General features: G+C 61.4%; 12 protein-coding genes. 5 read left to right on the top strand and 7 right to left on the bottom strand.

The features are described from left to right. Positions 1-112 precede the first annotated feature (112 nt). The 5 genes from AC1RQ9_RS08760 to ligD all read left to right on the top strand — a co-directional run bounded on the left by AC1RQ9_RS08760 (position 113) and on the right by ligD (position 7999). Positions 113-3277 carry an efflux RND transporter permease subunit gene (locus tag AC1RQ9_RS08760; RefSeq protein WP_485986503.1) on the top strand — a complete coding sequence of 1055 codons (3165 nt, stop codon included), beginning with the start codon at positions 113-115 and terminating at the stop codon, positions 3275-3277. Continuing rightward, the gene (locus tag AC1RQ9_RS08765; RefSeq protein ID WP_485986505.1) at positions 3270-4442 is read left to right on the top strand and encodes an efflux RND transporter periplasmic adaptor subunit; all 1173 of its coding nucleotides are present in this window, start codon (positions 3270-3272) and stop codon (positions 4440-4442) included. The genes AC1RQ9_RS08760 and AC1RQ9_RS08765 overlap by 8 nt, the downstream gene beginning before the upstream one ends. Next, positions 4432-5850, top strand: coding sequence for an efflux transporter outer membrane subunit (locus AC1RQ9_RS08770; RefSeq protein ID WP_485986507.1), 1419 nt, complete (start codon positions 4432-4434; stop codon positions 5848-5850). Before AC1RQ9_RS08765 ends, AC1RQ9_RS08770 begins: the two co-directional genes overlap by 11 nt. 398 nt (positions 5851-6248) lie before the next feature. Beyond that, positions 6249-7043, top strand: coding sequence for an OBAP family protein (locus AC1RQ9_RS08775; protein WP_485986509.1), 795 nt, complete (start codon positions 6249-6251; stop codon positions 7041-7043). A 68-nt stretch (positions 7044-7111) separates the two neighbouring features. After that, the gene (gene ligD / locus AC1RQ9_RS08780; protein WP_485986511.1) at positions 7112-7999 is read left to right on the top strand and encodes a non-homologous end-joining DNA ligase; all 888 of its coding nucleotides are present in this window, start codon (positions 7112-7114) and stop codon (positions 7997-7999) included. Between the two features lie 37 nt (positions 8000-8036). On the opposite strand, the gene AC1RQ9_RS08785 is transcribed toward ligD, so the two are convergent. The 7 genes from AC1RQ9_RS08785 to nuoI are packed head-to-tail and all read right to left on the bottom strand — an operon-like array spanning position 8037 to position 14828. After that, positions 8037-8537: a CBS domain-containing protein gene (locus tag AC1RQ9_RS08785; protein ID WP_485986513.1), complete on the bottom strand. Its 501-nt coding sequence runs from the start codon at positions 8535-8537 to the stop codon at positions 8037-8039. Between the two features lie 43 nt (positions 8538-8580). Then, on the bottom strand, positions 8581-10023 hold the full coding sequence (locus AC1RQ9_RS08790; protein ID WP_485986515.1) for an NADH-quinone oxidoreductase subunit N: 1443 nt from the start codon (positions 10021-10023) through the stop codon (positions 8581-8583). Then, positions 10020-11528, bottom strand: a complete 1509-nt coding sequence (locus tag AC1RQ9_RS08795) for a complex I subunit 4 family protein (RefSeq protein WP_485986516.1) — start codon at positions 11526-11528, stop codon at positions 10020-10022. The genes AC1RQ9_RS08790 and AC1RQ9_RS08795 overlap by 4 nt, the downstream gene beginning before the upstream one ends. After that, complete coding sequence (nuoL, locus tag AC1RQ9_RS08800) at positions 11525-13492, bottom strand: NADH-quinone oxidoreductase subunit L (RefSeq protein WP_485986518.1); 1968 nt, start codon at positions 13490-13492, stop codon at positions 11525-11527. Before nuoL ends, AC1RQ9_RS08795 begins: the two co-directional genes overlap by 4 nt. Positions 13493-13496: 4 nt before the next feature. After that, positions 13497-13808, bottom strand: a complete 312-nt coding sequence (nuoK, locus tag AC1RQ9_RS08805; RefSeq protein WP_485986519.1) for an NADH-quinone oxidoreductase subunit NuoK — start codon at positions 13806-13808, stop codon at positions 13497-13499. Position 13809: 1 nt separating this feature from the next. Continuing rightward, the gene (gene nuoJ / locus AC1RQ9_RS08810) at positions 13810-14310 is read right to left on the bottom strand and encodes an NADH-quinone oxidoreductase subunit J (RefSeq protein ID WP_485986520.1); all 501 of its coding nucleotides are present in this window, start codon (positions 14308-14310) and stop codon (positions 13810-13812) included. 5 nt (positions 14311-14315) lie between these two features. Next, a complete protein-coding gene (gene nuoI, locus AC1RQ9_RS08815; protein WP_193731908.1) occupies positions 14316-14828 on the bottom strand; it encodes an NADH-quinone oxidoreductase subunit NuoI in 513 nt (170 codons plus the stop codon). Positions 14829-14850: the final 22 nt, after the last annotated feature.

Consider the following 14850-nt stretch of genomic DNA (forward strand, 5'->3'; position numbering starts at 1 on the left):
TACAAAATTATCTGTCCCGCGCCACAAACCGGCCCGCGCCGCAGCCGTTATCTGAAGTCGGACATCCCATGAACCACAGGGCATCATAGCCGACAGGAAACAGGCAGGTGGCATGAATGCAATTGTTCAGCTGGCGCTTGCCCGTCCCTATACATTTGTCGTGATGGCCATCCTGATCGCCATAGCCGGTGTACTCTCCGCCATCCGCACACCGGAGGACATCTTTCCCGATATCGGCATTCCCGTCATTGCGGTGGCCTGGACCTACAGCAATCTCTCACCACAGGACATGTCCGGGCGCATCGTACTCCCATTCCAGCGCACGCTGACCACGACGGTCAACAATATCGAACATATCGAGGGACAGTCGCTGACAGGCATCGGGGTGGTAAAGGTCTTCTTCCAGCCCGGCACCGATATCCGCATCGCCAATACGCAGGTCACCGCCATTGCCCAGACCATCCTGCGCCAGCTTCCCATTGGCACCACCCCGCCGCTGATCCTGAATTACAATGCCTCCACCGTGCCGATCGTGCAGCTTGCCCTGTCGGGCGAAGGCATGACCGAACAGCAGCTTTATGATTACGGCTTCAACTTCATCCGCAACCGGCTGGTCACGGTGCCGGGGGCCGCCATTCCCTATCCCTATGGCGGGAAGGTGCGCCAGATCCAGATGGACCTTGACCCCGGCAAGCTGCAGTCGCGCGGTGTCTCGGCGCAGGACGTGGGCAACGCCCTGACCACCCAGACACAGATCACCCCTGCGGGTTTCGTAAAAATCGGGGAATACCAGTATAATTTCAGGCTGAACAACGCGCCCCTTTCGGTCGGACTGCTCAACATGCTGCCCGTGCGCACGGTCAATGGCGCGGTGGTGCGCGTGGGCGATGTCGCCCATGTGCGTGACGGGTCCATGCCCCAGCAGAACGTGGTGCATGTGGATGGCCAGCGCTCGGCGCTGATGACCGTGCTGAAATCGGGCGCCACATCCACCATCGCCATCGTGGCGGGGGTCAAGGCGATGCTGCCCGATGCGACACGTGGCCTGCCCAAACAGCTCAGGCTCAGGCCCGTCAATGACCAGTCGCTGTTTGTCCGCGCCGCCGTGGACGGGGTGATGCGCGAAGGCGCGATCGCGGCGGGGCTGACCAGCCTCATGATCCTGCTGTTCCTTGGTTCATGGCGGTCCACGCTTATTGTGGCGACCTCCATCCCGTTATCGGTCATGGGGGCGATTGCGGCCCTGTCCGCGCTGGGCGAGACACTGAATGTAATGACGCTGGGCGGCCTTGCCCTGGCCGTGGGCATTCTGGTGGATGAGGCCACGGTCACGATCGAGAATATCGAGCGCCACCTGGAAATGGGCAAGGATGTCCATGCCGCCATCATAGACGGATCGGGAGAAATCATCGTCCCGGCCTTCCTGTCGCTGGTCTGTATCTGCATCGTGTTCGTGCCGATGTTCTACCTGCCCGGCGTGGCGGGCTTCCTGTTTGTGCCGATGGCGCTGTCGGTCATGTTCGCCATGGTCATGTCCTTCATCCTGTCCCGCACGCTCGTGCCGACCATGGCCATGTTCCTGCTGCGCCCGCATGAGGCGGCAAGGCCGCACGGGGAGAATGTCCTCACGCGCTTCCAGCACGGTTTCGAGCGACGTTTCGCAGCGCTGCGCAGGCGCTACAGCGCGCTTTTGGAAAGTATTCTGGACCATCGCGGCCGGTTCGTGGCCGGCTTCGTGTGCTTTGCTGTGCTGAGCATGGGGCTGCTCCCGTTCCTTGGTCGCAATTTCTTTCCGCAGGTCGATGCGGGCACGATGACCCTGCACGTGCGTGGCCCCACAGGCATGCGCATAGAGGAGACATCGGCCCTGTTCCAGCGGATCGAAAAGCAGATCCGCCAGCAGGTTCCCGCAGACGAGGTCGAGTCCATTGCCGACAATATCGGCCTGCCCACCAGCGCCATCAATACCGCCTATAACGCATCGGGCACCATCGGGCCGCAGGACGGGGATATCCTTGTCGCCCTGAAGGAAAACCATCACCCGACCGAACGCTACATCCGCAACCTGCGCCGCGAACTGCCCCGGGCCTTCCCCGAGGCCAGCTTTGCCTTCCTGCCATCGGACATCACGACCCAGATCCTCAATTTCGGCGCGCCGGCCCCGATCGACATTCAGGTATCCGGCCCCAACCCCGATGAAACGCGGCAGTTTGCCGGCCGCATACTGCGCGCCATACGCCATATTGACGGCCTGGTTGACGCCCGCATCCAGCAGCCCGCCCATTACCCCGAACTGCGCTTTGAGGTGGACCGCACCCGCATCAACCAGCTTGGCCTGACGGAAGGTGATGTCACCACCTCCATCGCCACATCCATTGCCGGGACCGTACAGACCGCCCCGCTGTACTGGCTGGACCCGCACAGCATGGTCACATACCCCATCGCGGTGCAGATGCCCGAATACCGCATCGGTGCGCTGGCGGATATCATCGGCCTGCCGGTAACCGGGGTTTCAACCGACCGGCTGCAGGTGCTTGGCGCCCTTGGCACGATTACGCGCGGCACGACCTCCCCGGTGGAGGCACAATATAACATCCGCCCGCTGGTCGATGTGTTTGCAGGCGGCGACGGGCGCGATCTGGGCGCCATCGCCACGGACGTGCAGGCGGCCCTGCGCCATCTTGAACATGACCGGCCCGAAACCGTCACGGTCACGCTGCGCGGTCAGTACCAGGCCATGACAACCGCCTTTTCCGGCATGGGATTTGGCCTGCTGGGCGCGATCGTGCTGATCTACCTGCTGATCGTGATCAATTTCCAGAGCTGGACCGATCCGTGCATTGTCGTACTTGCGCTGCCGGGCGCGCTGGCGGGCATATGCTGGATGCTGTTTGCGACGCATACCCCGCTTTCCGTTCCCGCGCTGACGGGGGCAATCATGTGCATGGGGGTCGCGACGGCCAATTCCATCCTGGTCATCACCTTCTGCCGTGAACAGCTGGCGGAACATGGGGATGCGGTCAGGGCGGCGCTGACAGCGGGCAGCACCCGCCTGCGGCCCGTCATCATGACGGCGCTGGCCATGGTCATCGGCATGCTGCCCATGGCGCTGGGGCTGGGCGAAGGGGGCGAGCAGAATGCGCCGCTGGGGCGGGCCGTTATCGGGGGGCTGATATTCGCCACCTGTGCCTCGCTGTTTTTTGTGCCGACCCTTTTCGCCATCATCTACGACCGGCGCGCACGCCACGACACGGATGGGGCCCATGCCCATGGCTGAGACCCAGGCTGCCGTACACGCCGGCCCCCGGCCACGCCTGCGCTGGATCATTCTTGGCGGGGCGTGCATTTTCGGGGCCATTGTGGTGGTGGGCACGATAACGCGCATCCATGACCGCCGCCAGCTTCATGCCACCAATGTTGCGGCGCTGGTGCCCAGCGTGACAGTCGTGCATCCGGCTGGCCATGCGGTTGATACGCTGGTCCTGCCCGGTATCCTGCAGGCATGGTACAGCGCGCCGGTCTATGCCCGGACCAATGGCTACCTGCGGCAATGGTATGTCGATATCGGGCAGAAAGTGGCGGCAGGGCAGCTACTGGCGGAAATTGATACGCCCGATGTCGACCTGCAGCTGGCAGGGGCAAGGGCCGCGCTGGGCACGCGGACCGCGCAGCGTGACCTGGCGCGGATCACATCGCGCCGGTGGGACCGGCTGAATGCCCAGAACGCCGTATCCCAGCAGGAAACGGACGAACGCCGGGGCAATCTGGCCGCCAGCGAGGCCACGCGGCATGAAGCCGCGGCAGAGGTCGAACGGCTTGAAACGCTCTCTGCCTTCAAGCGCATCATTGCCCCGTTCGCCGGTGTGATCACCAGCCGCGCGACCGATATCGGCGCGCTGATCGTGGCCGGCACGGCTGCCAGCCAGCCGCTTTTTACCGTATCGGACGTGACCCGCCTGCGGCTTTATGTCCGCGTTCCACAGGCCTATGCCGCGCGGATGCGTGAGGGCTTTGTCGCGCATTTTACGGTACCCGATTACCGCAACCGGCAGTTTGAAGCCCGGCTGCTCCATTCCTCGGATGCGGTTGATTCCCAGTCGGGCACGATGCTGGTCCAGCTTGTCTATGATAATGGGGAAAATCTTCTCAAACCCGGTGCCTATGCCCAGATCGCCTTTGCGTTTCATGGTGCCGGGCCACAGGCGCCGCCTGCCGCGCGCATTCCCGCCAGCAGCCTGCTCTTCCGCCGGGACGGGACAACCGTGGCGCTGGTGGACGGGCACGACCATGTCAGGATACAGCCCGTCGCCATCCTGATCGATTTCGGAACCGAACTGGAGGTGACAGGAATTACGCCACAGGACAGGATCATAACCAACCCGCCGGATGATATCGGGGACGGGGATCCCGTCAAACCGCGTGAGGGCAGGCATGGCGCCTGAACGGGGCAGGGCGCTCCTGCTTCTTGTCGTCCTGCTGTGCGGCTGCAATCTCGCCCCCCGTTACCACAGGCCCACACTGCCCGATACACCCGCCACATTCAGGGAAACCGGCGTGTGGACACCGGCACAGCCCGCCGATACCGCGCAGCGCGGGGCGTGGTGGTCGGTCATGGGGGACGAAGGGCTGGACCGGCTGGAAGACCGGATCGAACACGGCAGCCCGCAACTGGCCGCCGCCGTGGCACGATATGACCAGGCCCGTGCGCTGGTCCGGCGGGCGCGGGCCGACTTCTTTCCTCAGATTGATGCAACAGCCAGCGCGCAGCGTGAACGCGCGCTTTTTCCCGCCACCGGCAATTATTACGAATATCACGACTATGAATCCGGCGGCACCGTTTCATGGGAGCCGGATATCTGGGGGCGCATCCGCAACCTGGTCAGGGCAGCGCGGGCCAATGCGCAGGCGAGTGCGGCGGACCTTGCGTCGATCCGCCTCAGCCTGGAGGGCGAACTGGGCGATGATTATTTCCAGTTACGGGGGCTGGATGCCCGCATCAGCCTGCTGCACAAGACCATAGCAGCCTATTCCGCGGCGCTGGACCTGACCACAAAGCGATTTGTGGGCGGGGCCGCGAATGAACTGGATGTCGGCCGTGCCCGCACACAGCTGACCACCACGCAGTCCCAGCTGGAACAGCAGGTGGCGGACCGTGCGCTGGCGGAACATGCCATTGCGGTACTGATCGGTGAGCAGCCTTCAACTTTTTCAATCCCGTCGGCGGACGACCTGCCCCCCGTGCCGCCCGTTCCCGTAACCGCGCCCGCCCACCTGCTGGAACGCAGGCCCGATGTCGCATCGGCGGAGCGGCATATGGCCGCGGCAAATGCCCGGATCGGCGTGGCGCGGGCCGCCTTCTTTCCCAACATCACGCTGGGGGCGACTGGTGGTTCGGAAACCACGACCAGCATGCTGGCCTCGGCCGGAAGCGGTGTATGGGCGCTTGGCCCGGCGCTGGCTACACTGGCCATATTTGATGGAGGGCGGCGGTTCGCCAACCTGGCACTGACGCATGCGGAATATGCACAGGCCGCAGCCAGTTACCGGCAGACGGCGCTGACGGCCTTTCGGGAAGTGGAGGACCAGCTTGCGCTCCTCAACCATCTGGCCGATGCCGCCACATGGCAGGAGGAGGGGGTGGTGGCGGCCACGCGCACCAACCATCTGGCAGGTGTCCAGTACCGCGAGGGGGCCGTGGACTACCTTCAGGTTGTCATTGCCCAGACAGCGGAACTACAGGCGCGCGAAGACCTGATTACGGTCAATACGCGCCGCCTGGTAAGTGGCATCGACCTTGTACGGGCCATGGGGGGCAACTGGGGCAGGCATGATGGCGCAAAAGGAAAGTAGGTCTCCGTTTTCCATCGGTTTTGGAAATTCATAAGAAAAATTTCTGGTGAATATTTTTTCAACAGAATCAAAAACTGCCTGGAAACAAATTATTGATAAAAAACAATAAACGTTTCCGGGTGCCACCTTTTTTCAAAAAGACGGTGTTTTCCAAAGCTTTTTGAAAAAAGCTTCACCAAAAACTTTCTTATGATTGCCGGATGTTTTCCGGGCTGACTTTCCAGGCAGCCTTTTAGGGGAACGTCACCTTTTTAACAAAACGACACCCGAAAACGTTTCTTTATTCATAAATCATTTCCGAATGGCCTCCAGATACGTAACAGGCCACGAAACTCCAGCACACAGCAGCACTTTATAGCGGCACAGAACACGGTTCAACTTGCCCGAAAGGACAGGCCATGTCGTTCCTTCATAACCTTACCTGCCGCCGGTGTTTCAGCCGCGCACTGGCCGCGACCCTTGTTGCGGCGCCGCTTACGGCCATCGCGGGACGCAAGGCCGGTGCGGCCGACAAAAAGCTGGCGCCCATGCCCGGCGGTCCGACATCGCTGCGCAGCACTGTACTTGATACAGCCGCAGACACCCTGCAGGCCAAGAAACCGATCGATGCGATGAGCGCGTATCTGAATGGTTTCCATTTCTATGCCGATGACCTGGGGCGTCAGGTCGAAGCCAATCACTACTGCACACATCTGGGCGAAGGCTTCCATCAATGCGTGATCTATGAAGCCAACCAGAAAAACGCCCGGCTTATCGGCGTTGAATACATTGTCAGTGAGACAATATTCAAAACACTTCCCGAAGAAGAAAAGAAATTATGGCACAGCCATCATTACGAGGTAAAATCCGGCATGCTGGTCGCCCCCGGCGTGCCCGATATGGGGGAACATGCATTCATGGCCGATCTGGTCACCACTTATGGCAAGACATGGCACACCTGGCAGATCGACCGGGATCATGACCTGCCCCTGGGCATTCCCCAGCTGATGATGGGCTTTACCAGAGATGGGCAGGTCAGCCAGTCCTCGCTGGATGACCGGGACAGGCGTTTCGATATTTCCACCCTCAGCGAAAAAAAGAACCGTGCCGATATCCCGACACCGCAGATTGTGCCGGGCGCCAATGCATGGCAGAGCGGCACGACGCCACAGTTACAGCTTGTGGAAATGCCCGTCAAAAACCTTACCCTCTGACAGGGTCATGAACACAACCCGTCCAGCCCTGCGCAACAGCAGGGCACGCACAGGGGGACGGATGCACGATGCCCGCAGTGAAAACACCCACAGCCCGGGCCGGTCATGGTGTCATGCTGACCCATCCGGACCGGATCTACTGGCCGGATGCCGGCATAACCAAGGCCGGGCTGGCCGATTATTACAACGCTGTATGGCCGCGCATGGCCCCGTTCATTATCGACCGGCCGCTGGCGCTGCTGCGTTGCCCGGACGGGATCGAAGGGCCACGCTTCTTCCAGAAAAATGCGTGGAAAGGCATGAACGCCCATATCATGGCGCTTGATGACCCGCAGGGCGCGCCATCGGGCCATCTGATCGGTATCCATGATCTTGATGGCCTTATGGGGCTGGTGCAGGGCGCTGCGCTGGAAATTCACCCCTGGCAGGCTTCATGCCGTGACTGGGAGCGACCTGACCAGATGGTCATCGACCTTGATCCGGGGGAGGGCGTCGGGTGGGCATCTGTCATTGCCGCCGCGCGGGAGGTGCGTGCACGGCTTGAAACCTCCGGGCTTATGACCTTTGTCAAGACTTCCGGCGGCAAGGGGCTGCATGTCATTGCCCCGCTTGAACCCGTGGCCGACTGGGCGCATGTCAGGACTTTTGCCCATACGCTGGCGCAGGACATGGCCGCCGACAGCCCGGATCGTTTTATTACCACTGTTTCCAGGGCAAAGCGCCATGGCAGGATCCTGCTTGATTACCTGCGCAACCAGCGCGGGGCGACATCCGTGGCGCCCTATTCAGGCCGCGCGCGTCCCGGTGCCCCGGTCTCGATGCCGGTAAGCTGGGCGGAACTTGACGTACTTGCGGGTCCGGCGCAGTTCACGGTGGGCAACACCATGGAACGGCTTGCATCACGGCGTACGGACCCATGGGCGGATTTTCATGCGGCGCGCCGACCTGTTCCCTGAAGGCCGGGCACGGGATCTTATGGGACAGCGGACGGGATCAGTTTTTCTTTTCCCCGCATTGGTGGGGGGATGTGTCAGTAGGTGGCTGGACAGCCGCGTGGTCGCTGCCTGTCACGTAATCCTGCAGTTCCTGTGCTTCCTGTTCCGCATTTTCGGCACGCAGTTTGACAATATCCCCGATGCTGACCAACCCGACAAGCTTTCCATTTTCCAGAACGGGCACGTGCCGGTTGCGGGAATACGTCATGCGGCAGGCAATGTCATAAATACTGTCATCGGGTGATGCAGTCGGTATATCCTTTGCCATGACGTCCTTTGCCGCCAGGGTCGCCATGTCCGCACCGTGTTGGGACAGGGCATGGACAATCCCTTTTTCCGATACAAGGCCAACCAGCTGCTCATCTGGGCCAAGGACGGGCGCCCCGCCAATATTATGCCGCGCCAGCGTGGTGGCGACGCTCAGTATGGGGTCATCTGCCCTGACGGTTATGACCGTATTGCCTTTTTGCGCCAGAATGTGAAAGACATGAGAGGACATGGGAAAACCCTTTCCATGTTTTGGATAACCGAAAACAGTCCCGTCAATGCGTTATCCCATCCCGCGTTTCAGACGGGACGGTGGCGGCAGGAAGCAACGGATGGATGGCACGGGCGGGGAACAGCCCCCCGATCACGACGATCATGCCCAGAACGATGACAAGCGCCGTCAGTTCCGGACGGACATGCCGGTTCAGGGGATGGGAAGGTAACGATGGGGTCACCATCATGGTCCGAACGATGTTCAGATAATAATACAATCCGATAATACTGCCGATTATAAGAAAACAGAGCAGCAGGTCACGCTGGTGTGCCACACCAGCCGCAGCGATCCCGAATTTCGCGAAAAATCCGATCCCGGGTGGAATACCCGCAAGCGAAAGCAGCATGAACGACATGACAGCCCCCACAAACGGACGGCTGGAAAACACGCCCTTCCATTGCGCAATAACCCGGCCATCCGGCCCGCCGGGGGTGGCAAAGGCATCCATGACCGCAAATACGCCCAGTGTACTGGCGGTATAGGCCGCAAGATAAACGGTTATGGCCCCGGATTGCAGACGGCCCGGGCACATGAAAGCAATCAGAAGATATCCCATATGCGCGATGGATGAATATGCCATAAGACGTATGAAACCCGCCTGACGCAATGCCATGAGGTTGCCCCCCATAATGGTCAGGATAATGACGCCACACAGGATGTCATTCAGGAATGGTGGCTGGTTTTCCGTCCCGAAATAGCGGACGAGCGGCGAAAATATCGCAATTTTCGAGACCACGGCCACAAACGCCGCCACCGGAACGGGCGCCCCCTCCATGACATCGGGCAGCCACATATGGAAGGGCACCGCGGAAAGTTTGAAGAACATGCCGACCAGGATCATGATCGTGGCGGCAAGCGGCAATGCAGCGGAAACCCCGCCCGCCGCGATGGGCGGCATGAACCGCAGGGATCCGGTCACACCATAGGCCAGGCCGATACCGAACAGGAGGATGGCGGAAGAAACACCCGACAGGATCAGGTATTTCATTGCGGCCTCATGCCCCGGCACGGCACGATGCCCAAAGGTCACAAGTCCCATGATGGAGACGCCCAGTATCTCCAGCCCCAGAAAGAACGGCATGTAATTCGCACTGAATACCATGGCCAGCGCACCCAGCGTACCCAGCATGAGCAGCAGGGCGTATTCATCTGCGCGCATGATCCCGTCATCCCGCCATGACATGAGCATGATGCATATGGTGGAAAACATGATCAGGATGGCCGTATAGGCCGTCCATCGATCCTGAACGAACAGGCTGTCACCATGATCGGGCACCGTTCCCGCATGGTGCCCCACGACCATGATGGCCAGCAACAGTATGCCCATGGCGCACAGGAAACTGCGTCCCACCGAACGCCGCCATGCCGTTGCACCAAGCATGACCATGATCCCGGAGGACACGACCAGCAGCGGGGCCGGCAGGAAAACGTCATGCACGATCATGGCGTGGCACCTTCCGGACCGGTCATGGCGGCAACGGGCAGGGGCAACGGGGCGGAAAACGTCACGAAAGGCTGCGGATACACCCCCAGCAGCACAAGAAAAACCATGACGCAGGCAAAAACCGCCATCTGCCGGGACGCAACATCCGGCACGGGTTGCAGATCTGTCCGCGGGGCTGACAGAAATATGCGGTTGACCATCCGTAGTGCATAGATGGCGGCCAGAACCAGTCCCACGGCTGCCAGTATCGCAGGCAGGGGGCTGACATGCCATGTCGCCAGCAGTACAAGGAACTCACCGGTGAAGTTCCCCAGTCCCGGCATGCCGAGTGCGGCTATGGCAAAAAACAGCCCCGCACAGGACAGGCGTGGCATGGCAGTCCACAATCCGCCAATACGGCGCATGTCACGTGTATGCAACCGGTCCTGGATGGCACCCGCGACCACGAACAGGCCGGCCGTGCTTAACCCGTGGGCCAGCATCTGTATGATCGCCCCCTGCATCCCCATGCGCGAACCGGTAAAAATGCCCAGCAGCACGAAACCCATGTGGCTTATGCTGCTATAGGCGATCAGGCGCTTCACATCATCCTGCGCATATGCCAGCCACGCCCCGTACACGATCCCGGCCACACCCAGCCCCATGGCGATGGGGGCAAACCGGCTGGCCGCATCGGGAAACAGCATGATGTTGAAGCGGATCATGCCATACCCCCCGGTCTTGAGCAGGATACCCGCCAGCAGCACGCTGGCCGCGGTCGGCGCCTGCGTGTGGGCATCAGGCAGCCAGACATGGACCGGCACCACCGGCAGCTTGACGGCGAAGGCGATGAAGAACCCCAGCATGAGCAGCATGGACACGACGGGGGACAATGGTGTGTGGGCCAGCGTGAAGTAATCAAACGTCAGCACGCCCGTCTGCCGGTAATGCGTGATGACCAGCCCGAGGATGGACAGCAGCATGATCAGCCCGCTGCCCTGCGTAAACATGAAAAACTTCATGGCGGCGCGCTGCCTGTCCTCATGCCCCCATGCGGCGATCAGCCCGAACATCGGCACCAGCATCAGTTCCCAGAAAAAGAAGAACAGGAACAGGTCCGTGGCCAGGAATGTCCCGATAATACCCGTAAGGGTCGCAAGGAACAGGAAACGGAACGCCCCGGCATGGGCCGTGACCTGACGGGTGGCAAGAAATACGCACAGGAAACACATGATGAGCGAAAGCCAGATCAGCGACAGCGAAAGACCATCCATATCCAGCCTGACCGCAATGCCCATGGCCGGGATCCATGGCATGGAAAAATGTCCCAGCCACGGCCCCGTATGGACGGGATGGCCGAATGTGGCCATGATCAGGACAAACGTTTCCACAATCAGCGTTACAAGCACCACCCACCATGACGCATCGCGCGATGTCGTGGTGACACGCGGCCGGACATGCCCGGCAACCCATGCCACCCCGCCACCCATGATGGGCAGGAGCACAAGGGCGGGCAGGGGGTTCATGACAGCACCACCATGGCAAGGCCCGCGCACAGCCCGGTTGCAATCCACGCCGCATACCACCGCACGCGGCCATTCTGGAACTGGCCCGGCAGATGACCCGCCCATCTGGCCATGCCGGTGGCCCGTATCGCCAGCATGTCCAGAACCCCGGCCCGCGCCCTGAACATTCCGGCGCTGGCCGCCCGTGTCAGCCGCCCTGTTCCGGTTATGACGTGATCCGCAATATCAAGCCGTGTCAGCCATACCAGCAGGCACAAGGGCTGCACGAACACCCGGTCATACACCACGTCCATGCCCCGGCCGTCGCGGGCAGGACGGATAATGGCAGCCTGACCGGGTATTTCGCGCATGACGGGCACACGACGCCCCCACAGCACCCATGCCACCCCAAGCCCGGCAAGGGGCACGATAGCACCCAACAGCACAAGCCAGATCGGTTCATCCGCATGTGATAATGGCACCCCGGGATCCAGAAGGGCACTGAACAGGTGAAGGCGGGGAAGCGTATCAGGCATTTCAATGACTCCGCCAGACAGCGAGAGAACACACAGACAGCCCAGCGGAATGCTCATGAGGCGTGACGTCCGGCCCACGGCCCTGGTTCCTGCTTTCCCGCAAAAGACAATGAAGACACAGCGGAAAATATACAGCGCGGTCAGGAAGGCCCCCAGCAGGGCAATTCCCCATAACGGATGTCCGCTCAGGCCCCATTCCCGCGTCAGGCCAAAATGGACGTGCCATACACCCGACAGGATCATTTCCTTGCTGTAGAACCCGGCCGTCACCAGCGGCAGGCCAGCCAGCGCCGATGCCCCCGCGACAAACGCCATGGTCAGTCCCGGCATGGCGTGGCGCAGGCCGCCGAGGCGAAAAATATCCTGTTCGTGGCCTGCGCGCATGATGACCGCACCCGCCGTCAGGAACAGCAGCGCCTTGAAGAAGGCATGGGTCATCAGGTGAAACAGCGCCGCCTGCCACACCCCGCACCCAAGGGCGAGAAACATGTACCCAAGCTGGCTGATCGTGGACCATGCAAGAATACGCTTGAGATCGGACTGCACCAGCGCCTTGCACGCCCCCATAAGCAGCGTCAGCGCCCCAAGCACGGCCATGAACGCCATGACGGGGGCCGCCATGGCAAACAGGTCATGCAGGCGTGCGATCAGGTAGACGCCTGCCGTTACCATTGTGGCTGCGTGGATAAGGGCGGAGGTCGGTGTCGGCCCCGCCATGGCGTCCGGCAACCATGTCTGGAAGGGGATCTGCGCCGATTTGGCAAGTGCCCCCACCAGTATCAGGGCTGCCGCCGCATTCACGCTGAACGGGGGCAACTGCCCGTCAGTGACCGCCGCCAGCACGGTCCCCATGCGCAGGGAACCCGTAGCCGTGGCCAGCAGCAGCAGGCCACACAGCAACGCCACATCGCCCATGCGTGTCATGTAGAAGGCCTTGCGCGCAGCCGCGGTATTGGCGGGGTCATCATACCAGAACCCGATGAGCAGGTAGGAACACAGCCCCACGCCTTCCCACCCGATAAACATGCACAGCAGGTCGTCTGCCAGCACCAGTACCACCATGGCGGCCACAAACAGCGTCATGCAGCCGAAAAAGCGCGCGATACCCGGGTCGTCGCGCATGTAGCCTGCGGCATAAACATGGATCAGCAGCCCCACGATCGTGACGACAAGGATCATGACCATGGAAACCCGGTCCAGCGTGAAGGCGATATCCGCTGAAAATCCCTCAATACGCATCCACGGCCACAGCATCACCCGCAATGCGTCCGTCGCGGGTCCGGACAGGAGCATGACGGACAGGATGACGCTGATTACGGCGGCAAGCCCCACACCGGCACACGCAACCGTCCCGATGGCGCATGCGCCCATGCGGCCTGCGGATACGGACACGACCAGCGACGCGACAAGCGGGCAGAGGATGATGAGGGGAAGCAGGATTTCACCCATGGCCTTATCCCCGCAGCAGGTTGCCGGTATCGGCGTCAAGCGTGGGCCGCCCCCAGGCATGCAGGCACACGATGATGGCAAGCCCCACCGCCGTTTCCACGGCGGCGAGGGCAAGGATCAGCACGAACATCACCTGTCCCGTCGCATCATGCCAGCGCGCACCCGCCCCCACGAACACAAGGGCGGCCGCATTGAGCATGATATCCAGCGACATCAGCATGAACACCAGATCGCGCCGGACCAGAACGCCCGCCAGCCCGACAGAAAACAGGACTGTGGCCAGCAGCAGGGTATCGTTGAAGGAAAAGGCAGGCATGTCAGCGCCCTCCCACTCGGTTGCGCCCGATATGAAAGGCCGAGATCAGACCGGCCAGCAGCAGGTACGACACCAGTTCCACCATCAGCACGTAGCGACCGAACAGGCCCAGTCCCACATCATGCGCCGTAATGGGGGCAGAAGCCGGTGCAGGCCCGGATAGCGGGTTGAGGCAATAGAACAGTTCCGCACATACAATGGTGGCCAGAACGCCCGGTCCCAGCCATGCGCGCGGGTGCAGCCATTCCTTTTCACGCGCGCTGTCCGGTTGCCCCAGATTGAGCATCATGATGACGAACACGAACAGCACCATGATCGCACCGGCGTAGATGATGACCTCCAGCATCGCGGCAAATGACGCGCCCAGCATGACAAGGACGGTCGCCAGCGCCAGCAGCGTCACCACCAGGTACAGCACCGCATGGACCGCCACCGACCGTGTAATGACCATGATGGCCCCCACGACAGTCACACACGCGGCAAGAAGGGCCAGGGCATGCATGGCGGTTACGGCAGCAGGGAATGGAGGTCGACCGGCGGGCGTTCACGTTCGGACGTGCCACGCGCCTTGCCGGGAACGGGAATGCCCGCGACATGATAGAAACTGTAACCGGGATATTTCCCGCTCCCGCTTATCAGCAGGTCTTCCTTTTCATAAACAAGGTTGGGCCGCGCATATTCGCCCATTTCAAAATCGGGCGTCAGCTGTATGGCGTAGGTGGGACAGGCTTCCTCGCAAAAGCCGCAGAAAATGCAGCGCGAGAAATTGATCCGGAAATATTCCGGGTACCACCGCCCATCGGCTTCGGTTTTCTGCAGGCTTATGCAATCCACCGGGCAGGCGACGGCGCACAGGTTGCACGCAACGCACCGCTCCGCCCCGTCGGGATCGCGCGACAGGATGATCCGCCCGCGATAACGTGGCGGCAGGTAAGGTTTCTGTTCCGGATACTGCACGGTCGCGCGCCGGTGGAAGGCATGCAGCGCCGTCAGGAACAGGGTGCGCAGGGTATCAAGCATGGGAAATGCCTTTGCATCAGGC

It is taken from the genome of Komagataeibacter ossonobensis (genome assembly GCF_057359305.1).